General features: G+C 74.6%; 20 protein-coding genes. 13 read left to right on the top strand and 7 right to left on the bottom strand.

Annotation, left to right across the window (positions count from 1 at the left end):
* Positions 1-6 precede the first annotated feature (6 nt).
* From galT to ACFWUZ_RS08605, 4 genes are all read left to right on the top strand, one after another.
* Positions 7-1,077 (top strand): galactose-1-phosphate uridylyltransferase, encoded by a 1,071-nt coding sequence (gene galT, locus ACFWUZ_RS08620; protein WP_384369265.1) that lies wholly within the window; start codon positions 7-9, stop codon positions 1,075-1,077.
* Positions 1,074-2,231 carry a galactokinase gene (gene galK / locus ACFWUZ_RS08615; protein WP_384369262.1) on the top strand — a complete coding sequence of 386 codons (1,158 nt, stop codon included), beginning with the start codon at positions 1,074-1,076 and terminating at the stop codon, positions 2,229-2,231. Before galT ends, galK begins: the two co-directional genes overlap by 4 nt.
* A 106-nt stretch (positions 2,232-2,337) precedes the next feature.
* Entirely contained in the window at positions 2,338-3,288 is a 951-nt protein-coding gene (locus ACFWUZ_RS08610; RefSeq protein WP_384369259.1) for an aldo/keto reductase, read from the top strand.
* Entirely contained in the window at positions 3,285-4,250 is a 966-nt protein-coding gene (locus tag ACFWUZ_RS08605) for a D-2-hydroxyacid dehydrogenase family protein (RefSeq protein ID WP_384369256.1), read from the top strand. Before ACFWUZ_RS08610 ends, ACFWUZ_RS08605 begins: the two co-directional genes overlap by 4 nt.
* A gap of 61 nt (positions 4,251-4,311) precedes the next feature.
* Here ACFWUZ_RS08605 and ACFWUZ_RS08600 read toward each other — a convergent pair whose 3' ends face one another.
* On the bottom strand, positions 4,312-5,178 hold the full coding sequence (locus tag ACFWUZ_RS08600) for an ABC transporter permease (protein WP_384369253.1): 867 nt from the start codon (positions 5,176-5,178) through the stop codon (positions 4,312-4,314).
* Entirely contained in the window at positions 5,175-7,979 is a 2,805-nt protein-coding gene (locus ACFWUZ_RS08595; RefSeq protein WP_384369250.1) for an alpha/beta fold hydrolase, read from the bottom strand. Before ACFWUZ_RS08595 ends, ACFWUZ_RS08600 begins: the two co-directional genes overlap by 4 nt.
* A 217-nt stretch (positions 7,980-8,196) precedes the next feature.
* Between ACFWUZ_RS08595 and ACFWUZ_RS08590 the strand changes: the two genes are divergently transcribed.
* From ACFWUZ_RS08590 to ACFWUZ_RS08570, 5 genes are all read left to right on the top strand, one after another.
* Positions 8,197-9,732 (top strand): ATP-dependent DNA ligase, encoded by a 1,536-nt coding sequence (locus ACFWUZ_RS08590; protein WP_384369247.1) that lies wholly within the window; start codon positions 8,197-8,199, stop codon positions 9,730-9,732.
* A gap of 58 nt (positions 9,733-9,790) precedes the next feature.
* Positions 9,791-10,468 (top strand): helix-turn-helix domain-containing protein, encoded by a 678-nt coding sequence (locus ACFWUZ_RS08585; RefSeq protein WP_384369244.1) that lies wholly within the window; start codon positions 9,791-9,793, stop codon positions 10,466-10,468.
* Positions 10,469-10,505: 37 nt separating this feature from the next.
* Positions 10,506-10,691: a DUF6126 family protein gene (locus ACFWUZ_RS08580; protein WP_384369241.1), complete on the top strand. Its 186-nt coding sequence runs from the start codon at positions 10,506-10,508 to the stop codon at positions 10,689-10,691.
* Positions 10,692-10,770: 79 nt separating this feature from the next.
* Positions 10,771-11,853 (top strand): dihydrodipicolinate reductase, encoded by a 1,083-nt coding sequence (locus ACFWUZ_RS08575; protein ID WP_384369238.1) that lies wholly within the window; start codon positions 10,771-10,773, stop codon positions 11,851-11,853.
* Positions 11,850-12,329: a carboxymuconolactone decarboxylase family protein gene (locus ACFWUZ_RS08570; RefSeq protein ID WP_384369235.1), complete on the top strand. Its 480-nt coding sequence runs from the start codon at positions 11,850-11,852 to the stop codon at positions 12,327-12,329. The genes ACFWUZ_RS08575 and ACFWUZ_RS08570 overlap by 4 nt, the downstream gene beginning before the upstream one ends.
* A 79-nt stretch (positions 12,330-12,408) precedes the next feature.
* Here ACFWUZ_RS08570 and ACFWUZ_RS08565 read toward each other — a convergent pair whose 3' ends face one another.
* The 4 genes from ACFWUZ_RS08565 to ACFWUZ_RS08550 form a co-directional block, all read right to left on the bottom strand.
* Complete coding sequence (locus ACFWUZ_RS08565; protein WP_384369233.1) at positions 12,409-14,055, bottom strand: GMC oxidoreductase; 1,647 nt, start codon at positions 14,053-14,055, stop codon at positions 12,409-12,411.
* Positions 14,056-14,360: 305 nt separating this feature from the next.
* The gene (locus ACFWUZ_RS08560; RefSeq protein WP_384369230.1) at positions 14,361-14,684 is read right to left on the bottom strand and encodes an agmatine deiminase family protein; all 324 of its coding nucleotides are present in this window, start codon (positions 14,682-14,684) and stop codon (positions 14,361-14,363) included.
* The gene (locus ACFWUZ_RS08555) at positions 14,666-14,920 is read right to left on the bottom strand and encodes a hypothetical protein (protein WP_384369227.1); all 255 of its coding nucleotides are present in this window, start codon (positions 14,918-14,920) and stop codon (positions 14,666-14,668) included. The genes ACFWUZ_RS08560 and ACFWUZ_RS08555 overlap by 19 nt, the downstream gene beginning before the upstream one ends.
* Before the next feature lie 284 nt (positions 14,921-15,204).
* Positions 15,205-16,767: an MFS transporter gene (locus ACFWUZ_RS08550; protein WP_384369224.1), complete on the bottom strand. Its 1,563-nt coding sequence runs from the start codon at positions 16,765-16,767 to the stop codon at positions 15,205-15,207.
* Between the two features lie 1,459 nt (positions 16,768-18,226).
* Between ACFWUZ_RS08550 and ACFWUZ_RS08545 the strand changes: the two genes are divergently transcribed.
* Positions 18,227-21,781, top strand: coding sequence for a S8 family serine peptidase (locus ACFWUZ_RS08545; RefSeq protein ID WP_384369221.1), 3,555 nt, complete (start codon positions 18,227-18,229; stop codon positions 21,779-21,781).
* A gap of 74 nt (positions 21,782-21,855) precedes the next feature.
* Here the strand turns inward: ACFWUZ_RS08545 and ACFWUZ_RS08540 are convergent, their stop codons facing one another.
* Positions 21,856-22,374, bottom strand: a complete 519-nt coding sequence (locus tag ACFWUZ_RS08540; protein ID WP_384369218.1) for a hypothetical protein — start codon at positions 22,372-22,374, stop codon at positions 21,856-21,858.
* Between the two features lie 183 nt (positions 22,375-22,557).
* On the opposite strand from ACFWUZ_RS08540, the gene ACFWUZ_RS08535 reads away from it, so the two are divergent.
* The 3 genes from ACFWUZ_RS08535 (at position 22,558) to ACFWUZ_RS08525 (ending at position 26,430) form a co-directional block, all read left to right on the top strand.
* A complete protein-coding gene (locus ACFWUZ_RS08535; protein WP_384369215.1) occupies positions 22,558-23,301 on the top strand; it encodes a hypothetical protein in 744 nt (247 codons plus the stop codon).
* Between the two features lie 619 nt (positions 23,302-23,920).
* On the top strand, positions 23,921-25,345 hold the full coding sequence (locus ACFWUZ_RS08530) for a cytochrome P450 (RefSeq protein WP_384369212.1): 1,425 nt from the start codon (positions 23,921-23,923) through the stop codon (positions 25,343-25,345).
* A gap of 122 nt (positions 25,346-25,467) precedes the next feature.
* Positions 25,468-26,430 (top strand): hypothetical protein, encoded by a 963-nt coding sequence (locus tag ACFWUZ_RS08525; protein ID WP_384369209.1) that lies wholly within the window; start codon positions 25,468-25,470, stop codon positions 26,428-26,430.
* Positions 26,431-26,446: the final 16 nt, after the last annotated feature.

Here is a 26,446-nt window from a genome sequence, read left to right as displayed (position 1 = left end):
CCTCACGTGAAGCGCACCAGCACCCGCCTGGCCGACGGCCGAGACCTCTTCTACTACGCCACCGACACCGACACCGACACGGATCCGGGCACGGACGACGGCGCGCCCCGGGCCTTCCCCGACACCCGCCCGCTCGGCCCGGCCCCGGCGCGGGCCACCGAGGTGCGCCGGGACCCGCTGCTCGGCGACGCCGTCGTCATCGCCTCCCACCGCCAGGACCGCACCTACCACCCGCCCGCCGACGCCTGCCCGCTGTGCCCGTCCACCCCGGACCGTGCGAGCGAGATCCCGGCCCCCGACTACGAGGTGGCCGTCTTCGAGAACCGTTTCCCCTCCCTCGCCGGCGCCACCGGCCGCTGTGAGGTCATCTGCTTCACCCCCGACCACCGCACCTCCTTCGCCGAACTCGACGAGGAGCGTGCCGCGCTGGTGCTGGCCGCCTGGACCGACCGCACCGGCGAACTCTCCGCCCGGGAAGGGGTCCGGCAGGTCTACTGCTTCGAGAACCGGGGCGCCGAGATCGGCGTCACCCTCGGCCACCCCCACGGGCAGATCTACGCCTTCCCGTTCGTGACCGCCCGCACCACGCGCATGCTCGCCACCGTCGCGGAGCACCGGGCCCGCACCGGCGGCAACCTCTTCGACGAGGTCCTGGCCGCCGAACGGGCCGAGGGGACCCGCGTCGTCCTGGAAGCGGAGCACTGGACGGCCTTCGTGCCGTACGCCGCCCGCTGGCCGTACGAGGTCCACCTCTACCCGCACCACCGGGTGCCCGACCTGCCCGCCCTGGGCGACGCGGCCCGGACCGAGTTCCCCGGGGTCTACCTGGAGCTGCTGCGCCGCTTCGACCGGCTCTTCGACCGCCCCGATCCGACCCCGTACATCGCCGCCTGGCACCAGGCCCCGGAGGGTGAGGGCCGCGCCGACTTCGCGCTCCACCTGGAGCTGTTCACCGTCCGGCGAACCGTCGACAAGCTGAAGTACCTCGCCGGGACCGAATCAGGGATGGAGGCCTACATGAACGACGTCCGGCCCGAGGACGCGGCCGCACGGCTGCGGGAGGTGGCGAGCCGGTGAACAGGGCGGCGCACGACTTCAGGGAGCTGTACGGGTACGGGCCCGAGGGGGTGTGGGCGGCTCCGGGCCGGGTCAACCTGATCGGCGAGCACACCGACTACAACGACGGCTTCGCCCTGCCCTTCGCGCTGCCGCAGCGCACCGAGGTGGCTGCCGCCCGGCGCACTGACGGGACCCTCAGGCTCCACTCCGCGGACGTCCCCTCCGGCCCGGTGACCCTCGACCTCTCCGCCCTCGATCCGGCACACCCCCCGCAGGGCGCCGACGGCTGGGCCGCGTACCCGGCCGGGGTGGCGTGGGCCCTCCTGGACGCCGGCCTTCCGGTCAGCGGCGCCGACCTGCACGTCCGGTCCGACGTGCCGACGGGCGCGGGCCTGTCCTCCTCCGCGGCGCTGGAGGTGGCCACCACGCTGGCCCTCACCGACCTGTACGGGCTGCCGCTCACCCGGCCCGAACTGGCTGCGCTCGCCCGGCGCGCCGAGAACGCCTACGTCGGAGTCCCCTGCGGGGTGATGGACCAGATGGCCTCGGCCTGCGCGACCGACGGGCACGCCCTGCACCTGGACACCCGCAGCCTCGACCAGCGCCACATCCCCTTCGACTGCGCGGCGGCGGGCCTGCGCCTCCTCGTCATCGACACCCGGGTCAAGCACGACCTGGCCGACGGGGCCTACGCCCGGCGCAGGGCCTCCTGCCACGAGGCGGCCGCGGCCCTGGGCCTGCCCGCACTGCGCGACCTCCCGTACGACGGGCTGGAGCAGGCGCTGGCCCGTCTCGACGACCCGGTCCGGCGCAGGCGGGTGCGGCACGTGGTCACCGAGAACGAACGGGTCGTACGGATCGAGGAGCTGCTGCGGGCCGGGCGGCTGCGCGAGACGGGCCCGCTCCTCAGCGAGGGGCACGCCTCGCTGCGCGACGACTACGAGGTGTCCTGCCCGGAACTGGACCTGGCCGTCGCCACGGCCGACGCGGCGGGCGCGTACGGGTCCCGGATGACCGGAGGCGGCTTCGGCGGATCCGCCCTGTCGCTGATCGACGCGGACGCCGAGCCGGAGGTGGTCCGGGCCGTCACCCGGGCCTTCAGGGAGGCGGGCCATCCACCGCCCCGCATCACGCCTGCGGCCCCGTCGGGGGGAGCGGCCCGCCTGGTCTGACCGAGGCGGGCGACCGGGGGAACGGGACGGCGAGCGGCGCGCCGGCCTCTCCTAGACTGACCCGATCATCAGTCAGGTGTCGTACGAGTGCGGAGGCACGGAACCCATGCGCTATCTCACCCTCGGCCGTTCGGGTCTGCTGGTCTCTGCCATCGGGCTCGGCTGCAACAACTTCGGCGGACGCCTCGGTGCCCGGGAGACCCGCGCGGTCGTCGACGCCGCCCTCGACGCGGGCATCACCCTCCTCGACACCGCCGACATCTACGGCGGCCGCGGCGGCTCCGAGCGCCATCTCGGGCAGGCCCTCAAGGGCCGCCGCGACCAGGTCGTCCTCGCCACCAAGTTCGGTTACGACGGCGTGGACATGGAGTTCGGACCCGCCGCCGGCTCCCGCGGCGGCCGCGCCTACATCAGGAGGGCCGTCGAGGACTCGCTGCGCCGCCTGGAGACCGACCACATCGACCTCTACCAGCTGCACAGCCCCGACCCGGCCACCCCCGTCGCGGAGACGCTCGCCGCCCTCACCGAGCTGGTCACCGAGGGAAAGATCCGCTACATCGGCCACTCGAACCTCACCGGCTGGCAGCTCGCCGAAGCGGCGCACGTCGCCCGCGAGACCGGGGCGGCGCCCTTCGTGTCGGCACAGAACCAGTGGTCCCTGCTGGAACGCTCGGCCGAACGCGAGCTGGTCCCGGCCGCCCTGCACTACGGCGTCGGTGTGCTGCCCTACTTCCCCCTCGCCAACGGCTTGCTGACCGGCAAGATCCGGCGCGGTGCACCCGTGCCGCCCGGCTCCCGCCTCGAAGGCCGCGACGCGTACCTCACCGAGGAACGGCTCGACGTGGTCGAGGCCCTGGCCGCGCTCGCCGACCGGTACGGCCGCAGCGTCCTCGAACTCGCCGTCGGCTGGCTCTCCGCGCAGCCCGGCTGCGCCTCCGTGATCGCCGGGGCCACCTCCGCCGAACAGGTGCGCGCCAACGCGGCCGTCGCCGACCGCCCGCTGGAGCCCGGACTCCTCGCCGAGATCGAGGCCGTCGCCCCGGACGTGACCGCGTGAAGGGCCTGCTGCGCTGCGCGGTCCTCGACGACTACCAGCAGGCCGCGACCACCCTCGCCGACTGGTCCCCGGTCGCGGACCGGGTCGAGGTCGTTGCCTACACCGACCACCTCTCGCACGAGGACCGGCTCGCCGCACGCCTGGCCGACTTCGACATCGTCGTCACCCTCCGCGAGCGCGTGGCCTTCCCGGCCTCCCTGCTCGACCGGCTGCCCCGGCTCAGGCTGCTCGTCGCCAGCGGCATGCGGAACTCGGTGATCGACTACGCGGCCGCCGCGCGCAACGGGGTCACGGTCTGCGGCACCGGCAGCTCCTCCACCCCGCCCGTCGAGCTGACCTGGGCCCTGCTGCTCGGGCTGGCCCGCGGCGTCGTCGCCGAGTACGACGCCCTGCGCGCGTGCGGCCCCTGGCAGAGCACGATCGGCGCCGACCTGCACGGCAGCACGCTCGGCCTGCTGGGCCTCGGAAAGATCGGCAGCCGCGTCGCCCGGATCGGCCTCGCCTTCGGCATGGACGTGGTGGCCTGGAGCCAGAACCTCACCGCGGAGCGGGCCGCGGAGGTCGGAGTCACCCTCGCCGCGTCCAGGGAGGAACTCCTCGCAGGCAGCGACTTCGTCTCCGTGCACCTCGCCCTCGGCGAACGGACCCGCGGCCTGATCGGCGCCGCCGAACTGGCTCTGATGCGGCCGACGGCCTACCTGGTCAACACCTCACGCGCCGCCGTCGTGGACCAGGACGCGCTCCTGGAGGCCTTGCACTCCGGGACCATCGCCGGCGCGGGCGTCGACGTCTTCGACGTGGAGCCGCTGCCCGAGGAGCACCCGCTGCGCAGCGCGCCCCGCCTGCTGGCGACGCCCCACCTGGGCTATGTCACACGGTCCAACTACGCCACGTACTACGGCGAAGCCGTCGAGGACATCCGCGCCTTCCTCGACGGCTCCCCCGTACGACTTCTCCCGTAGACCCTCCCGGGGGGCGCCCCGGCCGGTACGGGCCGGGACACTCCGGGGAGGGGCAGGCGCGTCAGGACACGATGTCCTTGCGCGAGAACCCCCGGAAGGCGAGCGCGAAGAGCACCAGCGCGTACGACACCGACACCGCCGCCCCCTTGGCCATCCCGCCCCACTCCAGCTGCGGCTGCAAGGCGTCCGCCCAGGCGAACTGCCAGTGCGCCGGCAGGAACTCCCGCCAGGAACCGAGCGCGGTCACCGCGTCCAGCACGTTGCCCACGATCGTCAGCCCCACCGCACCGCCGACCGCGCCCAGCGGCGCGTCCGTCCGCGTGGACAGCCAGAACGCCAGCCCGGCCGTGACCAGCTGCGACACGAAGATGAAGGCCACCGCCAGCGCGAGCCTCGGCACGGTGTCCCCGGCCGGGAGCGCGCCGCCCGTCGGAATCTTCAGCGGCCCCCAGCCGTACGCGGCCGTGCCCGCGGCGAGGGCCACCACCGGCAGCAGCACCATTGCCGCCAGGCTGAAGCCCAGCGCCACCACCAGCTTGCTCCACAGCAGCCGGGCCCGCGGCACCGGCGAGGCCAGCAGGTAGCGCAGCGAGGACCAGCTGGCCTCGGAGGCCACCGTGTCCCCGCAGAACAGCGCCACCGGCACCACCAGCAGGAAACCCGCCGAGACGAACAGGCAGGTCGCGGCGAAGTTCGCGCCGGACGCCGTGGCCGTGTCGATCAGCGTGATCCGGCCGTTCCCGCCCCCCGGACCGTCGTCCGGCCCGCCACCCACCGCGAACGCGATCATCATGATGAAGGGCAGCGCGGCCAGCACCGCGCCCATCACCAGCGTCCGCCGCCTGCGCCACTGCCTCAGCGCCTCCACGCGCAGCGGCAGCGTACGACGCGCCCGGTAGCCCGGGGCCACCTCCTGTACGGCGCTCACGCCGGACCTCCGATCAGGGTGAGGAACGCGTCCTCCAGCCGGCGGTGCGGCCCCACTCCGGTCACCGGCACCTCCAGCCGCACCAGTTCGGCGATCAGCCCCGCGGCCGTCGCACCTTCGAGCCGTACCAGCAGCCCCTCGTCGGAGGCCACCACGGACCCCACTCCTTCCAGCGCGGCCACCTTCTCCACGCCCACCTCGTCCACCGGTTCCGCCAGGGTCACCAGCAGGGTGTCGCCGCCACCGGTGATCTCGGCGACCTCGCCCGCCTGCACCAGCCGCCCGCGGTCCATGACCACCAGGTGCGTGCAGGACTGCTCCACCTCCGACAGCAGGTGGCTGGAGACGATGACCGTCCGCCCGCCCGCCGCGTAGCGGATCATCACGTCGCGCATCTCCCGGATCTGCGGCGGGTCCAGCCCGTTCGTCGGCTCGTCCAGGATCAGCAGGTCGGGCATTCCGAGCATGGCCTGCGCGATCGCGAGCCGCTGGCGCATGCCCTGCGAGTACGTGCGCACCGCGCGTTCCAGCGCGTCGCCGAGCCCGGCGATCTCCAGCGCCTCCGCCATGTGGGAGTCCTCGGCGGGCCGGCCGGTGGCCTGCCAGTACAGCTCCAGATTGGCCCGGCCCGTCAGATGCGGCAGGAATCCGGCGCCCTCCACGAAGGCCCCGACCCGCGACAGCACCGGAGCCCCGGCGCGGACCGCGTGCCCGAACACCCTGATCTCCCCGGCGTCCGGCGAGATCAGGCCCATCAGCATCCGCAGGGTGGTGGTCTTCCCGGCCCCGTTGGGCCCGAGCAGCCCCAGCACCTGCCCCTTCTCCACCCGGAACGACAGGTCGCGCACGGCGTAGCGGTCCTGGGCCTTCGCGTACCGCTTCGTCAGCCCCGTGATCTCCAGCGGAACGTCGGCCGACGCGGCCTCCGGCTGCGGCGTCCCGCCCCGCGCCCCCGCAGCCCCCGGGCCGCCGGTCCGGCGGAACCCGAGCAGTGCGGCGGCCAGCGCGGCCGCGCCCAGCGGCAGCCCCCAGGTCCAGGCGGGCAGCCCGGCGGTGGCGGTCCGTACCCCGTCGGCGACGGGGACGGTCAGCGGGCCCTGCGCCGAGACCGTGTAGGCGGCGGGCGCCGCCGGGGTCGCGTACCCGAGGTCCGTCGCGGCGACGACCAGCCGCAGCCGGTGTCCGGCCTCCACGGAGTGGTCGATCGCCGGCAGCGTGAACTCGACGGTCCGGCCCTCCCGGGCGTCCTCCACCCGCAGGGGGGCGACCAGCTGGTGCGGCAGCACCTGCTGGCGTCCGTCGGGCCCGACGTCGTACACCTTGCCGAACAGCACGGCGCTGCCGTCCGCAGCCGTCGACCTCAGGTGCAGGGTGACGACCGGGGACCCGGTGATCCGCAGGTCCTTGTCCAGGGGCTCCGAATCGAACCGGGCGTTCTGCCCGGGGAAGTCCAGCGAGAGCCCGCCGCCGAAGGCGGCCAGTTGGCCGCCGATGCCGGGCAGGGCGGACAGCGCGGGCGGCGCGCCGCCCGCCGGATGGGCGAAGGTCTGCTCGCGGCCCGTCAGGGCGAACGCGCGCGGACCGGAGGTCAGCCCGGGGTACCGGTCCCCGCTCGCGCCGCGCAGCTGCACCTCGCCGTCGGTGGAGTCGATGCCGCCGGAGCGCGAGACCCGGAACGCCGGACCGGTGTCCGTGCTCCCCGCGGCCCCGTCCTCCTTGAGGTAACGGTCGAACCAGGCCGTCACCCGGGCCTCGACCCGGTCCGCCTCGCGCATGCCGCCGTCATGTCCGCCCGCCGCCCAGTCCACGGAGACCGGTGCGCCGTTCGCGGAGATCGCCCTGGCCATGGCGTCGGCCTGGTCCAGCGGGAAGAGGGAGTCGTCCTGGCCCTGCACGATGAGCGCCGGCACCTTGATGCGGTCACCGACGGCCGACGGACTGCGCTGCTCCAGCAGCGCTCGGGCCTCGGGGTCGGGCTTTCCGGCGACCGCGACCCGTTCGTACATCGCGCAGAGCTCCGGCTGGAAGCGCCCGCAGCCGGGAGCGGGCGCCGGATCGACGGCCCGCGGCCCCTGCTGCGCGGTCCGCTCGGCTTGCGCGGTCCGCTCGGTCTGCTCGGTCCGCCCGCTCTGATCCGTCCCCTCGGTCCGGCCGGGTTGCATGCCCCCGGCGGAACCGGTCGTGAAGAAGATCCCGGCCCAGAGCTTCTTGAAGACGCCGCCCGGGAAGAGGGAGTCCGCCAGGTTCCAGTAGGTGATCTGCGGGGCGATCGCGTCCACCCGCCGGTCGTGGCCGGCGGCGAGCAGCGCGACCGCACCGCCGTAGGAGGCCCCGGACATGCCGACGCGCGGGTCGCCGTCCGCGTCGAGCCGCACCTCGGGGCGGGCCGCGAGCCAGTCCACGAGGCGGGAGACGTCCTTGACCTCGTACGCGGGATCGTTCAGCCCGATCCGGCCGCCGGAGCGGCCGAAGCCGCGCGCCGACCAGGTCAGCACGGCGTAGCCGTCGCGGGCCAGCTGCTCGGCCTGGGCGCGCACGTCGTCCTTGCTGCCGCCGAAACCGTGCCCGAGGAGCACAGCGGGACGTTTCTGCGTGCCGCCGGCGGTGAAGTAGGAGGTGTCGACGGCGACGTCCGGTCCCTGCGGACCGGGCATGTTCACCATCTGGTCCTGGCGGTGCACGGCGGGCGCGTCGTCGGATGCGGCCGAGGCCGTCCAGGTACCGGCCCCCGCGACGACGGCCAGTGCGGCGGCGCCCGCGAGGAGGCGGTCTTGGCGGCGCCGGGGCAGTCGGAGCTTCATGGGTGAACCCTAAACGTCCTGCGCCCCGCGCCCGAGCGCCCGCAGGTGGATGTCCCCACCTTCCCGAGGACTACGCGGGACCGCCGTACGTACCGCGTCCGCGGTACAGCGCGCCGGGCAGGGGACCGGCGGCCGTTGCGGGAGCCCGGTGCCGCCGCCCGCGCCGGGCCACGGCGCCCGACCTGCGGCGTACGCCGTCCCGCGGGAGGATGACCGCATGCTGCTGGCCGAACTCGCACGCGTGTCCGGGGAAGTCGCCGAGGCCTCCGCCCGGTCCCGCAAGACGACCCTGCTCGCGAGGCTCTTCGCCGCCGCCGCCCCCGAGGAGGCAGGCCTGGTGATCTCCTACCTCTCCGGGCGCCTCCCGCAGGGCCGCCCCGGCATCGGCTGGCGCGCCCTCGGCCGGGAGAGCCCGCCGGCGCCGGAGCCCACCCTCACCGTCCGGGCCGTCGACGAGGCGGTGACCGCGCTCGCCGCCGTCTCGGGCAGCGGGGCGGGGGCCCGGCGGAGCCTGATCGTCGACACCCTGCTGGGCGCGGCCACCGAGGCCGAGCAGGCCTTCCTGCGGCGCCTGCTGTCCGGGGAGGTCCGGCAGGGCGCGCTCGACGCGGTCGCCCTGGAAGGCGTCGCCGCGGCGGCCGCGGTGCCGGCCGCGGACCTGCGCCGGGCCGTGATGCTCGACGGCTCGCTGCCCCGGGTCGGCGCGGCCGTCCTGGCCGGTGGCGCCGGGGCGCTCGGCGCATTCACCCTCCGCGTGGGGCAGCCCGTCCAGCCCATGCTGGCCCACACCGCCAAGTCGGTGGGCGAGGCGCTGGCCGCGCTCGGACCCTGCGCCGTCGAGGAGAAGCTCGACGGCATCCGGGTCCAGGTCCACCGCGACGGGGACGACGTCCGCGTGTACACGCGTTCCCTGGACGAGATCACCCAGCGGCTGCCGGAGGTGGCCGAGCTGGCCCGGTCGCTGCCGGGGGAGCGGTTCATCCTCGACGGCGAGGTCATCGGCCGGACGCCGGACGGCCGGCCGGTGCCCTTCCAGGAGATCGCGAGCCGGGTCGGTTCCCGGATCGACGTGGCGGCCGCCCGCCGGACGCTGCCGGTCGTCCCCTACTTCTTCGACGTGCTGGTCTCCGGGGAGGAGGTCCTGCTGGACCTCCCGGTCGGCGAGCGGTACGCGGCCCTGGCCGCCCTGGTGCCCGACTCCGCCCGGGTCCGCAGGCTGCTGGTCGAGGACCCGGTGGCGCAGGCGGCCGAGGCCGATGAGTTCTGGGCCGCCACCCTGCGACACGGGCACGAAGGCGTCGTGGTCAAGGCGCTGGACTCCCCCTACGCGGCCGGGCGGCGCGGCAGGAACTGGCTCAAGGTGAAACCGGTGCACACCCTGGACCTGGTGGTGCTCGCCGCCGAATGGGGCCACGGCCGGCGCACCGGCCTCCTGTCGAACCTGCACCTGGGCGCCAGGGCCGCCGGCGGGACGCACGCCATGCTCGGGAAGACCTTCAAGGGGCTCACGGACGAGATGCTGCGCTGGCAGACCGCCCGGCTGACGCAGCTCGCGACCTCCGACGACGGGTTCACCGTGCGGGTCCGGCCCGAGCTGGTGGTGGAGATCGCCTACGACGGAATCCAGCGCTCCTCGCGCTACCCGGCAGGCGTCGCCCTGCGCTTCGCCCGGGTGCTCAGGCACCGCCCGGACAAGAGCGCGGAGCAAGCGGATACCGTGGAGACCGTGCTCGGGCAGCGCGGCGACGGGTGATTTTGCCTCTGAGGCAAGAGAGATTGCCACCGAGGCAGGCGTCTGGCTCAATCAGGGCATGACTACCGGTCCCACCCCCGGTCCCGAGGACGCGGCCGCGCCGCCCGTGAGCGGTCCCGGCCCCGGCAGCGAGCCCGGCGCCGCTGAACTGCCCGCGGTCGCCCCGCAGCTGCGCGAGCTGCGCCGCCGCACCGGTCTCACCCTGGAGGCCGCCGCCGCGCGGGCCCGGCTCTCTCCCGCCCACCTCTCGCGGCTGGAGACCGGCCGGCGTCAGCCCTCGCTGCCGCTGCTGCTGGGCCTGGCCCGCACCTACGGCACGACGGTGTCCGAGCTGCTCGGCGAGACCCCGGCCGTCGCCGATCCCATCGTACGGGCCGGGGGCCCGGGCGCCCGTGAGGCCGACGGGTGGACGTACTGGCAGGCCGGGGGCGCGGGCCGCGGGATGCAGGCGCTGCGCGTGCACGTCCCGCACGGCCGCAGCCAGGGCGAACTGGTCCGCGTACATCCCGGCGAGGAATGGCTGTACGTGCTGAAGGGGCGGCTGCGGCTGCACCTCGGGGAGACCGAGTACCTGCTGGAGCCCGGGGACAGTGCGCACTTCGACTCGCTCACGGCGCACCGGATCGCAGCGGCCGGCCCCGGCGGGGCCGACCTCCTGTTCGTCCACACCCTGCTGCAGAGCAGCCTCGCCGGTCTGTGCCTCGGCGCGGACACCACCACGACGCACCACCGATAGCCGAGGAGCCGTACCCGTGTCCGAAGGAGAGAACGCCGTGTCATCCGTGTCCCAGGAAGCGCCCGCAACCGCGCCCGCAACCGCGCCCGTCACCGTGCGGGCGCGCATCGAGTCGAAGTTCCCGCGCGGGCTGGTGATCCGGCTGATCGCCTACTTGTTCGTCGGCCATCTCTTCGCCTTCTTCGTCTACCTCCTCTTCGTCCTGGGCGCCGAGAACCAGTGAGGACGGGGGCGCTCGAACGCTCCCGGTTGCACGGCTCACCACTCTGGAAACCTGCAGGTCCTGTCGCTACCCTCCGCGCATGATTTCCACGGTTGTCTGGGGCACCGGCAACGTCGGCCGTTTGGCCATCCGCGCCGTCGAGGCCCATCCCGCGCTGAGACTCAGCGCCGTCATCGTCCACGATCCAGCCAAGGTCGGCCGCGACGCGGGCGAACTCGGCGGACTCGGCCGCCCGTTGGGGGTCGCGGCCACCGACGACATCGAGGCGGTCCTGGCCGCCCGCCCCCGGGCCGTGGTGTACGCGGCCTCCGGGGACGTCCGCCCCGACGACGCCCTCGCCGACATCACCCGGGCCGTCCGGTCGGGCGCCGTGGTGGTCAGTCCCGCCCTGTACCCGCTCTACGACCACCGCAACGCCCCGCCGGAGTTCCGCGATCCGGTCCTGGCCGCCGTCGCGGAGGGCGGCGGCTCCCTGTTCGCCTCCGGGGTCGACCCCGGTTGGGGCAACGACGTGCTCCCGCTGCTGCTCAGCGGTCTGGGGACGACCGTCGACGTCATCCGCTGCCAGGAGATGTTCGACTACTCCACCTACGACCAGCCCGACTCCGTCCGCTACCTCGTCGGCATGGGCCAGCCCATGGACTTCGAGCCGATGATGCTCATGCCCTCGGTGCCGACCATGGTGTGGGGCGGGCAGATACGGATGATGGCCCGCGCCCTCGGCGTGGAACTGGACGAGATCCGCGAGACGTCGGACCGGCGCGCGCTCGACACCACCGTCACCACCAGGACGATGGGGGAGTTCGCGGCCGGTACCCAGGGGGCGATCCGCTTCGAGGTGCAGGGCATCGTCGGCGGCGAGCCCCGCATCGTCATCGAGCACGTCACCCGCATCCACTCCTCCTGCGCCCCGGACTGGCCGGCACCGCCCGACGGGGGAGACGGCGCCCACCGGGTCGTCATCGAGGGCCGCCCCCGCATCGAGGTCACCATCGAGGCCACCGACGAGGGCGAGAACCGCTCGGCGGGCGGCAACGCCACCGCCGTCGGGCGCCTGGTGGGGGCCATCGACTGGCTCGCCGAGGCGGAGCCCGGTCTCTACGACGCCCTCGACGTCCCGCTGCGCCCCGCCATCGGCAAACTCGGAAGGAAGACGTCATGAGGATCGACATCCCCGAAGGCCAGCACCCGATCGAGTACGTGTGGGGCGACATGGTCCCCGGCATCGGCATGGCCGCCGCGAACTTCTCCCTCTCGGTGTACGCCCACACCACGCTGGGGCTGCGCGAGTTCGAGGCGGCCCGGCTGCGCGTCGCGCAGATCAACGGGTGCGTCTTCTGCCTCGACTGGCGCACCGAACGCGAGGGGGAGAAGGTCGAGGAGGAGTTCTCCGAGGCGGTCACCGAATGGCGCACCACCGAGGCCTTCGACGACCGGACCCGGCTGGCCGCGGAGTACGCCGAGCGCTACACCCTCGACCACCACGGCCTCGACGACGAGTTCTGGAACCGGATGACCGCGCACTACAGCCAGCTGGAGATCGTGGAGCTGACGATGAGCATCGGGTCCTGGCTGGCCTTCGGCCGCCTCAACCACGTCCTCGGCCTGGACAGCGTCTGCATGCTGCCCGGGCACTGATCCGGGCGCGCGGGTCCGGGGCCGGTCGGTTCTCCGATCGGCCCCGGTGCCGCTGCGCCCGTCGTCCGGGCCGCAGGGCCTAGAGGTCGGTGGCGATGATCTTCTCGATGTTCCGTTCGGCGAGTGCCGTGATGGTGACGAACGGGTTGACGGTGGTGTTGCCGGGGATCAGTGCGCCGTCGATCACGTACAGGCCGCTGTAGCCGTGCAGCCGGCCGTAGTTGTCGGTGGCCTTGCCCAGGACGGCGCCGCCGAGGGGGTGGTAGGTGAGGTGGTCGCCCCAGATCTTGTTCGTACCGAAGAGGTCGGTCCGGTAGATCGTCCCCTCCTTTTTGTTGATCTTGTCGAAGATGGTCTTGGCCATGTCGATGGACGGCTGCTTCCACGCCGTCTGCCAGTTCAGGTCGACCTTGCCCGCCGCCGCGTTCCAGGTGAACTGGGCGCGATGCGGGTTCTTGGTGATGGAGAGGTAGAAGGAGGCGTAGGTCTCGATCCCCGTCGGCAGGGGGGCCACCTCGGCGAAGGCGCCGCCCGCGTCCCAGTTGTCGATGCCGCCGCAGGGGATGGAGGCCTGGACCTTGCCGGTCGCGTCCCACATGTGGTTGGCGCGCCCGCACATGACGTTGCCGTTCTCACCCCAGCCCTTGCCGATCTCGTCGTTCAGGGCGGGCAGTACGCCGGTGGCCTTCAGTTTGACGAGCAGCTTGCTGGTGCCGACGCTGCCGGCGGCGAAGAACACCCGGTCCGCGGTCACGGTCTTGGAGGCCACGACGGCGCCTTCGGTGTTGAGCTGGTGGAGGCTCACGGTGTAGCCGCCGCCGGCCGCGGGGGCCACCGAGGTTACCTGGTGGAGCGGGGAGATGGTGACCTTGCCGGTGGCCCTGGCCGCCGCGATGTAGGTCTGCTGGAGCGATTTCTTGCCGTAGTTGTTGCCGTAGAGGATCTCCCCGCTGACCGCCGACTTGGGGACGGTGCCGGCGGCCTCCTTCTTCATGTAGTCCCAGTCGTAGACGTCCGGGACGAAGACGAAGGGGAAGCCGGAGCGCTGGGCGTGCTTGCGTCCGACGCGGGCGTACTGGTAGCAGTCCACGGTGTCGAACCAGGCCGGGTCGATGAGGCCGACCCCGAGGCCGGCGTTGGCCCGGGGGTAGTAGGTGTCGTACATCTCGTCGGCATCGACCGAGGGCAGCACGGAGCTGAAGTTCTGCCGCTTGGGCGTGACCGCCATGCCGCCGTTGACGAGCGAGCCGCCGCCCACACCGCGGCCCTGGTAGACGAGGATCCCGCCCATCTCCTCGGCGTCGAGGATGCCCGTGTACTTGGGGACGTTCTTGTCGATCGGGAAACCGAGGAAGTTGCTGAGCGGGGCCTTGGTCTTGGTGCGCAGCCAGTAGGAGCGGTAGTCCGGGCTGGTCGTGTGGGCGAAGATCTTCCCGTCGCTGCCCGGGGTGTCCCAGGCCATGCCCATCTCGACCATGTGGACGTCGATGCCGGCCTGGGCCATGCGCAGGGCCGCGACGGATCCGCCGTAGCCGGTGCCGATCACCAGGACGGGGAGGCGGGCTCCGTCGCCGATCGCGGCGCTGGTGGCGGTGGCTGCCCGAGCCTGTGCCGCGGTGACCTGACCGGCCAGGACAACGGAGCCCAGAATAGAACTCGTTCTAGCGATGAATCCGCGACGGGAAAGCCCATGGGAACCCTTCCCGGGCACGGCATTCTCGGTCATGTGACGTTCCTCACTCTCGGGTGAATGGGAACGAGTTCTACTGCTGCCCGCCTGCGAAGTCACTACATACCTCTAGGTAACTTCGTGACTTTCGGCCGATCACGGCACAGAGCCGGAGCCCTGGCGGCGGTCCGTCCGGTCCGCGACCAGCAGCGATGCGACGGCGGCGACGGCACACCGGGTGGAGGTGCATTCCAGCCGCCACAGCGCCGTGCGGACCGCCGCGCTCCTTCGCCCGGGCTCCGCCACGGGGCGGGTGCCGGCTGCTGCATCGTCGAGCAGCGGATGCCCCCCGCCGCCGCCCATCAGGCGGCCCACGTCGAGCGGGACCGCGCTGCGGCCGGGGAACGCGGCGGCCGGCGCCCGCGCGGCCCCCGCGGCCTTGTCCCGGTCCCGAACCGAGCCAAGACCACCGCGCCGTTGGCGACGTGGAGGTTCAGGTACGAGTCGAGGAAGCCGGGGTTGCCGGAGCGCAGGGTCTCGGGGCCGTCCACCCGGATGACCTGGAGCCGGCGGCCCCTGGCGTCGGTGGCGGCGGACAGGATGGCGAACTGCTCCCGGGTGTCCTTCGCCCAGATGCCGGTGCGGTCGGCGGGCGGAACCTGGACGATCACCACCCCGGGCCGCACGAACCGGGAGGTGACGTCGATGTGGTCGTCGGGATGTCCCGGCCCTTGATTCCCGGCGCCCGGATCATCTTGAAGTTCAGGCCGATCGCGTCCGCCGCCCCGGCGCCGACGCCGCGGAAGACGGCGCCCGAGTCCCGCATCCACAGGGCGGCGACCGGGAGTGAGGAGATGACGGAGACGGAGGAGCCGCAGCGGGCCCGGGCGGTGGCGGCCGCGCCCTCGTCGGCCGCGCACATCAGGACCGGCCCGTAGCGGGTGGCCGTAGGGGCGATCAGGGCGATGTCACCCCGGCGAGGTCGGAGCCCCAGATGGAGCGGCTGGAGGGCCGGGCCATCCAGGTGCGCAAGTGGGGCACGTCATCGAGCGGCACGGTCATCCTGCCGGCGGCGGCCCGTCCAGCCGCCCCGGCGCCCGCCGCGATCGAACGCCGCACGCCCGTCCGGCCGCCCCGGCGCCCGCCGCGATCGAACGCCGCACGTCCCTCCCGCCTCCGACCCGCGGCGACGCGCACCGCCGCGCCTCACCGCCGATCCTCCGGAGCAGGACGCCGGGCCGTCGCGGGTTCGAGCGGCGGCGCGGTCATCGCGCAGTGCGTACGGCACTCCGGCAGGGACCCGCCGGGCGCGGGGGACCGGACGGTCGCCCAGGCCACCACGGCGCCGGCCACGAGCATCCCCGCACACCAGGGCATGGCCCGGCCGAAGGCGGCGTCGAACTGGTCGGCCGAGCGGTACGCCTCCGGTCCCATCCCGGACAGCAGCGGCAGCGCCGCCACCGCCAGCAGCCCGGCCGCGCGCGCCGCCGCGTTGTTGATCCCGCTGGCCAGACCCGCCCGGCCGGGGTCCACCGAGGCCAGGACCGCCGAAGTCAGCGGCGCCACCAGAGCCACCATGCCCATGCCCATCACCAGCAGGGCGGGCAGCACGTCCCGCACGTACGAGGCCTGCGGACCCACCCGCAGCATGAGCAGCGTCCCGGCGGCGCACAGCAGCGGCCCCGCGGTGAGCGGGATGCGCGGGCCGATCCGCTCACCCAGCTCCCCGGACCGCGCCGACAGCAGCAGCATCAGCACGGTCGTCGGCAGCAGCGCGGCCCCGGCCCCCAGCGCCGAGTAGCCGGAGACCACCTGCAGCTGGAGGACGACGAGGAAGAAGAAGCCGCCGAACGCCGCGTACACGCACAGGGTGACCAGGTTGACGGCGGTGAACTGCCGGGAGGCGAAGACGGCGGGCGGCACCATGGGGTCGGCCCGCCTGCGCTCCACCCACACGAACAGCACGGCCAGCACGACGCCGCCGACCGAGGAGGCCACCACCAGCGCGGTGCCGGCCCGGGCTTCGATCAGGGCGTAGGTGAGCAGCGCCAGCGCCGCCGCGCCGAGCACGGCACCCAGCACGTCGAACCGCCCGTGTGCCCGCGGGTCCCTGGATTCCGGTACGTGCCGCAGCGCCACCGGGACGCACAGCACGGCCAGCGGGACGTTCAGCAGGAACACCCAGCGCCAGCCGGGCCCGTCCACGAGCCAGCCGCCGAGGAAGGGCCCCACGGCCGCGCCCACACCGCCCAGCCCCGACCACAGACCCACCGCCCGGGCCCGGTCCTCGGGGTGGATCGACCCCTGGATCAGGGCGAGGGAGCCGGGGGTCAGCAGGGCTCCGCCGATGCCCTGGAGGGCCCGGGCGCCGATCAGGACCCCGGCGTTGGGCGCGAGGCCGCACAGCAGGGAGCCGGCCGCGAACCACACCACGCCGAGCACGAAGATCCGCCGCCGCCCGAAGCGGTCGCCGAGCGCCCCGCCGACGAGGATCAGCCCGGCCAGGGTCAGCAGGTAGGCGTTGACGGTCCACTGCAGGACGGTCAGGTCGGCCCCCAGGTCCTCCCCGATGCGGGGGAGCGCCACGTTGACGACGGTCGAGTCCAGCATCGCCATGCCCGACCCGAGCACGGTCGTGAGGACGATCCAGCGGCCCCGCGCCGTGCCCAGCCGGACCTCCCCTCCCGTGGCAGGGCCGGATCCTGCGCCGGGCCCCGGTACCGGGGGCACGCCGGGGGTGGAGGCGGGTTCACCGGGCGTCGCGGTCATGCCTTCAGGCTGGCGCGCCCGGCGGGGTCCAGCCACCCGGCGGCCCCGGGGCCGCTCGCGTTCAGGGCCGCAGACGGTCACGTCGAGCGTGTAGTGGGCCCCGGACGTGAAGGTCTTCGGCTCGAACGACCGGCTCGTCACGGGGCCGAGGGTCCCGTCGAAGGCCGTGACGCAGATCTGCGCACCGGGGCGGACGGAGTGGCGGGACAGGCTGGCTGGAACCGGTGACCTCGGCGCAGGCCTCCCGGGAGCCCGTCTGGTCGCCGCCCAGCAGGACGAGGCGGCTCCGCTCGGCCCGCAGGCCGCCCTCGGAGTCGTGCCACAGACCCGGGGGCTGCTCCGTGGTGACCACCACGGGAGGATCGCTGCGCAGATCGAGCCAGGACCGGTCCGGGAGGTCCAGCGCTCCCTTCCGGGCCTGCCCCGGCGCGGACGGGCCCTGCGCGGATGCGGACGGGCTCTGGGCCGGTGGGGGCGGGCTCGACGCGGGTACGGACGGGCTCTGGGCGGGTGCGGAGCCCGAAACGGACGGGCGCGGCTCGGCGGGCGTCCGGTCCGGACCGTTCCCGACGACGATCGCGATGATCGCCACGACCGTCCCGGCGATGCCGGCCAGCGCGGAGATCCATGCGGCGAGTTCGTTCCTCCGGTGCCGAGGCCGGGGCGGACGGGCGGATCCGGCGGGACGGCCCGACCCGTCCGTCGTGCCGGGAGTGCCGGGCGGGGCGGCGGGCGCACCACCGGGCGCAGGTGGGCCCGCGGCGGCGGGCCCGGCCCCCGTGCCTGCGGCTCCTGGGCCCGCGGACGCCGTCGTGCCGGGCGCTCCTGTACCCGTGGGTGCTGTCGTGTCGGGCGTTCCTCTGCCCGCGGGCGCCGTCGTGTCGGGCACCGCTGTGCCGGATGCCGTCATGTGGGGCGGCATCATGCCTGGCGCCGCCGCCCACGGGCGTGGCTCGGGCGCGTCCGGCGGAGCGGCGGCGTGAGCGCCGGCATCTCCGGTGACTCCGGCGTTGTCGGCGCCTGCGCCGTCTCCGGAAGCACCCGTCGTCGATGTACCGGCCGTATGTCCCTCAACTCACCCTGCTCGTGGTTCCGTTCGCAGGCGTCCTTCCCGGCGGAGCGGGTTTCAGCCGTGCCGGTGCCGGTGCCGGTGATGCGGTCCACGACGTCACGGGGGGCGCGGGGCCGGCCGTGGACAGCCGCCCCCTCGGACCGACCACCCCGGCGCGAGGGCCCTCCCGCCGCCGGGGTGCGAGCCCGCCGGGGCCCGGCGCGATGCCCGGCGGAGCCGGCGGGCCCCGCGGCCCCGGCAGACCGGGCGAGCGGCGGCGGTGGGGGCGCCGGGACACGGCCGGTTTCGCCCTCTTGTAATGGCCATGACGTCTCCATCAACATGACCCGCGCACGTCACGCGCGCACTTTCCGCACATCCTGCACACCGTGTACGAGGAGACCACACGTGGCCCAACGCAACAGACGACCCTTACGCGCGGCGCTCGCCGCCCTCACCTCGGTCCTGCTCCTGCCCCTCGGTGCGGGCGTCGCCGCCGCCGCGCCGGAGCCCGGGCCCGCGGCCGAGCGCAAGATCGAGGCCAAGCTCCGCGCCCAGCTCGAAGGTTCTGCGAAAGCCGTCTTCTGGGTCTATCTCGACAGCGCCGCCGACCTGACCGCCGCGGGCAAGCAGCAGACCCGCGCCGCCAAGGCAGAAACGGTTCTGCGGGTCAAGAAGGACCACGCCGCGCGCAGTCAGGCCGAGGTCGTCAAGGCGCTGGACGGCGCCAAGGCCGAGTACACCTCGTACTGGATCGTCAACGCCGTCCGCGTCGTCGGGAGCGAGAAGCTGGCCGGGGCCCTCGCGCAGCGTCCCGAGGTCTCCCGGATCGCCGCCGACGACAAGGTCACCCTCCCCAAGCCCGCCGAGGGCAGCCGGGAGAAGGCCGTCGCCGACGCCGTCGAGTGGAACATCGACCGGATCAAGGCCCCCCAGGTGTGGGACCAGGCCGGCGTCCGCGGCGAGGGCATCGTGGTCGCCAACATCGACAGCGGCGTCGACCACACGCACCCCGCCGTGAACAACCAGTACCGCGGCAAGAACGCGGACGGGTCCTACGACCACAACTACCACTGGTTCGACCCCGCGGGCATCTGCTCCACCGCCGCCCCCTGCGACAACAACGATCACGGCACCCACACGATGGGCACCATGGTCGGCGACGACGGAGGCACCAACAAGATCGGCGTGGCCCCCGGTGCCAAATGGATCGCCGCGAAGGGCTGCGAGTCCAACTCCTGCTCCGAGGCCTCCCTGCTCGCCTCCGGCCAGTGGATCGTCGCCCCGACCGACCTGAACGGCCAGAATCCGCGGCCGGACCTGGCCCCGCACATCGTGAACAACTCCTGGGGCGGCTCGGGCGGCGACACCTGGTACCAGGAGATCGTCGAGACCTGGCGCGCCGCGGGCATCTTCCCGGCCTTCTCCAACGGGAACTCCGGCCCGGGCTGCTCCACCAGCGGGTCCCCCGGGGACTACGCGAGCTCCTACAGCTCCGGCGCCTTCGACATCAACAACGCGATCGCGTCCTTCTCCTCACGCGGCGCGGGCCCCGGCGGCATCGTCAAGCCGAACATCGCCGCGCCCGGCGTGAACGTCCGCTCCTCCGTCCCCGGCGGCGGGTACGAGGCCTTCTCCGGCACCTCCATGGCCTCGCCGCACACCGCGGCCGCCGTGGCCCTGCTCTGGTCCGCCGCGCCCGCCCTCGAAGGCGACGTCGTGCAGACCGAGTCCCTGCTGGACGGCACCGCGCAGGACACCGACAGCAGCCAGTGCGGCGGCAGCCCCGCCGACAACAACGTCTTCGGCGAGGGCCGGCTCGACGTGCTCGCCGCCGTGAACGCCGCCCCGCGCGGCGCGATCGGCGCCCTCGGCGGCACCGTCCGCTCCGGCAGCGGCGAACCCGTAGCGGGCGCCAAGATCACCGCCGACGGTCCGATCGACCGCACGACCACCACCGCGGCCGACGGCAGCTACCGCTTCACCGCCCTCTCGGTGGGCGACTACGCGCTGACCGCCGCCAAGTTCGGATACGGACAGCAGACCGCGACGGCGACGGTGACCGAGAACGCCACCGCCACCGGCGACTTCACCCTCACCCAGGCCCCCTCCGGCAAGCTCACCGGCACGGTCTCCTCCGCCGCCGGACCCGCCGCGGGCGCCGCCGTCACCGTCGCCGACACCCCGGTGACCGCGACCACCGACGCGCAGGGCCGCTTCGAGGTCACCCTGCCCCACGGCACGTACCGCGTGAACGCCGTCCACTCCTCCCGCTGCGTCACCGGCGGAACGGCCGACGTCACCGTGGGCGGCGACACCACCGTCGCCGTCGACCTCCCCGAGCGCACCGACGGCTACGGCTACGCCTGCGCCGCCACGGGCGACCGCCCGTACGCCGCGGGAAGCCGGCAGCTCGCGCTGACCGGCGACAACACCACCGAGCGCGTCGACCTCCCCTTCCCGCTGCCGCTGTACGGAAAGACGTACGGCCAGGCCTGGATCGGGACGAACGGCACCGTCAGCTTCGGCGGCAACCACACCGGTGACATCAACGGCGACCTCCCGAGCACGGCCACGCCCAACGCGGCGCTGTACCCGTTCTGGGACGACCTCGTCGTCGGCGCGCCGGGCAGCGGCTCCGGTGTCTTCACCGCCGTCTCCGGCACCGCCCCGCACCGGAGCTACGTGATCGAGTGGCGCGAGGTGTCCCACTGGTCGGCGCAGGCGGAGAAGTTCTCCTTCTCGGCGTCGATCGGCGAGGACGGCACCGTGACCTACTCCTACAAGGACACCGGCGGCACCGGGATCAAGGGCGGCTCCACGGCCACGGTCGGCGTGGAGAACGCGACCGGCACCGACGCCTTCAAGTACTCCTTCAACACCGCGGTCATCTCGGACGGCCTGTCCATCGCCTTCCGGACCACGAAGAGCGGTGTGGTGGCCGGCCGGGTCCTCGACGCCAACGACGGCAACGGCGTCGCGGGCGCCACCGTCACGGTGGGCACCGGCGACTCGGCGGTGTCTGCGACCACGGCGGCGGACGGCGGATACGTCGTCCAGAGCCCGTCGGGCTCGCGGGCCGTCTCCCTCGCCGCGCCGCAGTACGAGTCCGCGCAGGCCACGGTGGACGTCAAGGCCGCCGACGTCACCACGGTGACCCGGTCGCTGCGCACCGGCCGGGTGACGGCGTCCAAGCCGTCCGTGGAGGTCGTCCTCGCGGCGGACCAGCAGCGGACCCGGACCCTGGACCTGACCAACCCGGGCCTCGGCACGGCCTTCACGGTGACCGAGGACGCGGCCTGGCTGACGGCCACGCCCGGGACCGGGAACCTGCCGACGGGCGCGAAGGCCGCGCTCGGCCTCGCGGTGGACACCACGGGCCTGGCCCCGGGGACCGTCCTGACCGCGGAGCTGAAGATCACCTCGGCGAGCGGCCGGAGCCCGGTCCTCACCGTCCCCGTCAAGCTCGTCGTGCCGCGCTACCAGGTCGCCCTCGACGCGGGCTCCGACTACGCGGGCACGGACGCCGCGGGCGACAGCTGGTCCCCGGACCGGAAGTACAGCCCGGGCTCCTACGGCTACCAGGGGAACGCCTCCGTCCAGTCCACCGGCCGCAGCATCGCCGGCACGGATGACCAGCGGCTGTTCCGCAACGCCCGTGAAGGCATGTACGAGTACCGCTTCGACAACGTCCCGAACGGGACCTACACGGTGGAGCTGGGCTTCGCGGAGCTCTCCTCCACCAAGCCCGACAAGCGCGTCTTCGACGTCCTGGCCGAGGGCACGCAGATCCTGCCCTCCCTGGACATCTCCCTGGAGGCGGGCACGTACACGGCCCTGACCCGCACCTACACGGTCACCGTCACGGACGGGGTGCTCAACGTCCGCTTCGTCACGCACGGGGGCTTCGGCAAGCCGCTGCTGAACACCCTGCGGGTGACCGACCGCCCCGACAAGAGCTAGCCGCACGGCCGGGGGGGGCGGGGCTCCGTACGCAGCCCCGCCCCCTCCGGCCTCCCCCCCCGCCCACCGTCCGGTCAGCCGGGGTGCGTCACGCCGAACTCCTCGTCCAGCCTGCGCACGAGGGCGCCGGCGCCGGACCTCGGCCCGGTCTGCCGCGCCACGCGGCCGAGGAAGCCGAGCAGGGCCTGCCGCACCCCCTCCAGCAGTCCGGCCACCTCGCCCCGGCGGCGCTGCGGCACCCCCTGCGAGCCCGTCATCCGGATGACACCGTCCTCCAGGAACTCGACCTCGGGCAGCGGTCCGTGCCCGGTCCACTCCGGCATCCGTCCCTCGGCGAGGACGGCCCAGTCCCGCCAGCTCTCCAGCCCGAAGCAACAGCCGGGAGGAATGCGGACGCCGGTCGCTGCGTCCCGCAGCTGCACCCCGCCGGGCGCGATCAGGCACTCCGCGTCGGCCAGGGCTCCTTCCGCGCCGCTGGCAGCGGCGATCACGGCGAGAGCCCGCTCGACCTCCTGTCCGGTCATCGCGGCGCCGAGCACGAGCAGCGCGGTGCCGTCGTCGGAGATCTCGACCACGGGTTCCATCACGATCATCCGTCGAACCTGCCACAGCACCCGGCCCGCCGCCCACGCGTTTTTCCTCCGGGTGCGCGGCCCGCCCCTGCCGTCCGGAGCGCTGTACGGGGCTCCGTACGGGACCGGCATTCGGGTGGTGGCGGCGCGAGCGCGAGGAGGCGTACCGGGGGAGACGCGACGGGCTCGTTAACGTGGGCGACCATGACGCTCCTGAGCCACCAGGCCGAGGACATCCGGGCCCTCCTGGACCGCGCCGACCCCGGAGCGGTCTGGGCGGTCGGCGGACCCGAGGGCGCCCACGCCGGATCGCACCCCCGGTCCTCCTCGCCGCAGGACGCGGACACGCCCTTCGACGTCGGCGGGCTCACCGCCGTCCTCGCGCTGTGGCCCGTCGTCGGAACCCTCGTCGCCGAGGGCGCGCTCCAGCTGCACACGCCGCTCGCCGCCTACGGGGACACCGGAAGCCCGGTCCCCGCCGGAACCACCGCCCACCACCTGCTCACCCACGCCGACGGCACCGCCGCCCTCACCGGCCTCGCCGAGCACCTCGGCGGGGGCGCCCTCGCCGACCTCGCCACCACCCGCGTCTGGCAGCCGCTCGGCATGACGGGGACCCGCTTCGCGGAAGGCACCCTCCACGCACCCCTGGCCGACCTGGTCCGCTTCCTGAGCCAGGTCGTCGCCCCGGACGACACCGACCGGGCGGCCTGGGCCGCCGAATCCCTGCGCATCCGCACCGGCGAACTGACCCCCGCCCGCGGCCTGCTCTGGCACCCGGCCCCGCACGACGTCTGGGTCCACCCCGCCCCGACCCCCGGCGGCCCGGCCCTGTGGGTCTGTCCGCGCCGCCGCCGCTGGGCCCTGCTGCTCCCCGGCGGCGCCCGGGCCGGCTCGCTGCGCGGCGCCTTCCGCGACGCTGTCTTCGCCCCGGCCGGCGCCCGGTGAACCGGTGCCGGTCACCCTCTGCCCCGCCGAGGAGACCCGGAGCAGCTGACCAGGACCCGCAGCCACCACCGTGACGCACCCGACCGACCACCCCGGGGACGAGATCGTGCCCGGCCTCCGGACCGACCCCGGGGGCGTACGGAGACCCGCCGTCGTGTCGGACGAGCCGACCTCGTCGTCAGCCCCCTCACCCGGACCGGGCACGCTCCCGGCCCGGCAGCCGAACACGTGGCGGCGGAGCTGCCCGACGCGGCCCCCACCGCCCCCAGCTCCGTACGGGCCAGCGCCTCGCCCGTACGGCGGTCTCGCCCTCGACGCCGGCCCCACCACGCTCGTGCGCTGCCACTCGGGCTACCGCTCCGGCCTCGTCGTCGCCCAGTGCCCCGTCGACCGGGGCCCGCCCCCGCCGAAGCCGTCGCGCCGGTGCGCCGCAGGCGCTCGCCGGGGGCCTGCACGGCGCGTTGTTCCCCCGGTACCTCCCCGACGGACCGGGCGCCGTCGTGGCTGCTGAGCGAGCAGGACACCCTCCCGTAGCACTCGGGGCGCGCCGCCCGCGGGGGCGACGTACGGTGATGCCGATGTCGCCGACCGTTGATGTCCCGGCTGCGGAGGTACACGGATGCGTACGGTCCAAGGGGTCGCCCTCGACGGGTTCAGGGCCCGGGTACGGGCCCTCGCGGAGCGCAGCGGGCTGCCCGTACGGCCCGCGCCCCAGGAGGCCGCGGGCAGCGCCCCGCCCGCCGACCGGTACGGCCGGTCCCGCGCCGCCGCCGAGGGGGGCGCCCGGTCCCGCCGCGGCGGGACCCCGGTCGCCGGCCGGGCTCCGGCCGGGGCGGTCCTCGCCGCCGCCCCTCCCGGCCGGCGGACGCCGCTGCGGGACTCGCTCCCCCGCGCCGCCGCCCTCGTCCGCGGCCTCGTGCCCGCCCGCCCCGGCTCGGCCCGCCCCTCCGCCGCCGTCCTGCGCGCCCTGCGGGCCCGGCGCGGGGACGCACCCCTCCTCGTACGCGCCCGCACCGGCCCCGACGTGCTCGTCCTCCTCGCCCCGGGCGACCTGCACCGCTTCTACGCCGAATCCGACGGCGTCCTGGCGGCCGGCACCCCGCAGTCGGCCGGATCCGGCTGCGCCCACGCCGAACCCGGCCGGGAGCAGCGGCCGCTGGGCGAAGACGTGCTGGCCGCGGGCGTCCCCGGACACCGCGCCTGCGACCCCTTCCTCACCGCCGTCGCCGAGGAGGCCCCGCACCTCACCGCCTCCGGCACCCTGGAACTCGCCCGCGCCCGCCACGCCGTGGGCCGCGCCGCCCGCCGGATCGTCCTCGGCGACGCGGCCGCCGCCGACGAGGAACTCGCGGGCTGGCTCGGGCAGTCCCGGCCCAAGAGCCGGACCCGCGCCGCCGGCCGCATCCGGGAGTACGCCCGGCAGGCCGGCCCGGGCACCCTCCTCGGGCGGGCCGCCCGCCGCACCGGCCCCGCCGACCCCTTCGTCCAGGCCCGGCAGTGGCTGCTGGCCATGGACGCCATCCCCGCCACCCTGCTGCGCACCCTGCTCCTGCTCGGCGCACACCCCGCCGAGCAGGACGCGGCCGCCGCCGAGGCCGCGGGGGGCACCGCCCGCGGCGAGCTGCGCAGGCTGCAGGCCTGCGTACGGGAATCCCTGCGGCTCTACCCGGTGGTGCCCGACCTGATCCGGACGACCCGCACCGAAACCGAGTGGCGGGGCGTGCGCTACCCGGCCGGCACCGCCGTCCTGCTGCCCGCCGCCTTCCACCAACGCGATCCCGAACGGGTCCCGGCGGCGCACGTGTTCGTACCCGGTCGGTGGAAGAACCCCGACGCCGACCACGACATCCGGATGGCACCCTTCGGCCACGGCGGTGGCCGCTGCCCGGGCGACCGGCTGGGCCTGCTGGTCACGGCCGCGTTCTGCGCGGAGGTGCTGCGCGGCCACCGGGTCGGGAGGACCCGGCCGGTGCTGGACCCGGTGGGACCACTGCCCACGACGCTCGACCCGCAGGCCGTCCGGCTCACCCTCACCCGCCGCTGACCGCGCTGCCGCCGGCCGCGCCCAGCTTCCCCCGCCGCGTCACCTGCCCCCGACCCCGCGCGGACAGCCGCCGCGACCCGCCCGCCGCCCCCCCGACCCCTGCCGAACCCCGCGAGGATGCCATGCCCGACGCCGCGACCGCCGCGTCCACCCCCGCGCCCGCCGACCTGCTCGTCGACCTGTGCCGTGAACTCGCCGAGACCGCCGACGCGGTCGGTGAGGCCGCCCGCTACGCCTCCGGGCTGGCGCTCGGCGCCCGGCTCCCCGCGACCGCCCTCGCCCGCGGCGGCGGCCGCCGGCTCGGCTGGCGCACCCTGCTGCGCACCCTCACCGACCCGTCGGGCCTCGGCTGGGCCCCGCGCGGCCGGGGGGTGGCACGGGCAGGGAGGCTCGCGGGGATGCTGACGGGCCGCGAGAGCCTCGCGGTCACCGTGGCCGTCTGCGGGCTCCGCGTCCGGATCCGGGCCGCGCGCGCCGCCCGGCCCGAGCTCCTCGACGACCCCGGCGCGGCGGCGGTGCTCCGGGCCGTCGAGGAGGGCCGGCAGGGGGAGGCCACGCGACTGTTCCGGGGCCTCATGCGCGACCGGGGTGCCGGGCCCGCCTTCTCCCTGCTCACCCCGGCCTTCGCCGACATCCTCGCCTGGCACGCCCTGACCGACGCCAACCCCTTCAACGACCACGCAGGATGGCAGGTCGCCACCGGCCGGGCGGTGCCCGCCGATCCGCTCCTCGGGTTGGGTGCCGCCTTCCGGGCCTTCTGCGACCGCGGCTCCGGGCTGCCGGCCGGGCCCTCGGGGCCGCCCCCGCCCGATGCCCGTCCCCCGCGGGCGCTCGCGCCACCGGTTCCGTACGCCCACCCGTGTCCGCATCCGCCTCGGGAACGGCCGGGCAGCCTGCGGGCCCACGCGGACGCCCTGCGCACCCATGCGGTACGGCTGCGCGCGACAGCGGCCGCACCGGCGTGGCGGGGCCGCGGAACCGACATGCGCACCGAGGTCAGGACCCTCGCCGGCCGCTGCGCCCGGGCCGCGGACGGGTTCCTCCTCGCGGCGGCGCAGCTCGGAGAAGGGCACCGGCCGCTCTGAACACGGCACGGCCGGT

Origin of the sequence: Streptomyces sp. NPDC058646 (assembly GCF_042716875.1) — a bacterium.
Classification (GTDB): Bacteria; Actinomycetota; Actinomycetes; order Streptomycetales; family Streptomycetaceae; genus Streptomyces.
This window is presented reverse-complemented; position numbering and strand designations above follow the sequence as displayed.

Coding starts and splice junctions, on each gene's coding strand:
- ACFWUZ_RS08540 (WP_384369218.1), bottom strand. CDS start 22,374: ATGATCGTGATGGAACCCGTGGTCGAGATCTCCGACGACGGCACCGCG.
- ACFWUZ_RS08555 (WP_384369227.1), bottom strand. CDS start 14,920: ATGTGCGCGGCCGACGAGGGCGCGGCCGCCACCGCCCGGGCCCGCTGC.
- ACFWUZ_RS08590 (WP_384369247.1), top strand. CDS start 8,197: ATGCTGCTGGCCGAACTCGCACGCGTGTCCGGGGAAGTCGCCGAGGCC.
- ACFWUZ_RS08565 (WP_384369233.1), bottom strand. CDS start 14,055: ATGACCGAGAATGCCGTGCCCGGGAAGGGTTCCCATGGGCTTTCCCGT.
- ACFWUZ_RS08585 (WP_384369244.1), top strand. CDS start 9,791: ATGACTACCGGTCCCACCCCCGGTCCCGAGGACGCGGCCGCGCCGCCC.
- ACFWUZ_RS08595 (WP_384369250.1), bottom strand. CDS start 7,979: ATGAAGCTCCGACTGCCCCGGCGCCGCCAAGACCGCCTCCTCGCGGGC.
- ACFWUZ_RS08535 (WP_384369215.1), top strand. CDS start 22,558: ATGACGCTCCTGAGCCACCAGGCCGAGGACATCCGGGCCCTCCTGGAC.
- ACFWUZ_RS08570 (WP_384369235.1), top strand. CDS start 11,850: ATGAGGATCGACATCCCCGAAGGCCAGCACCCGATCGAGTACGTGTGG.
- ACFWUZ_RS08550 (WP_384369224.1), bottom strand. CDS start 16,767: ATGACCGCGACGCCCGGTGAACCCGCCTCCACCCCCGGCGTGCCCCCG.
- ACFWUZ_RS08575 (WP_384369238.1), top strand. CDS start 10,771: ATGATTTCCACGGTTGTCTGGGGCACCGGCAACGTCGGCCGTTTGGCC.
- ACFWUZ_RS08525 (WP_384369209.1), top strand. CDS start 25,468: ATGCCCGACGCCGCGACCGCCGCGTCCACCCCCGCGCCCGCCGACCTG.
- ACFWUZ_RS08610 (WP_384369259.1), top strand. CDS start 2,338: ATGCGCTATCTCACCCTCGGCCGTTCGGGTCTGCTGGTCTCTGCCATC.
- ACFWUZ_RS08530 (WP_384369212.1), top strand. CDS start 23,921: ATGCGTACGGTCCAAGGGGTCGCCCTCGACGGGTTCAGGGCCCGGGTA.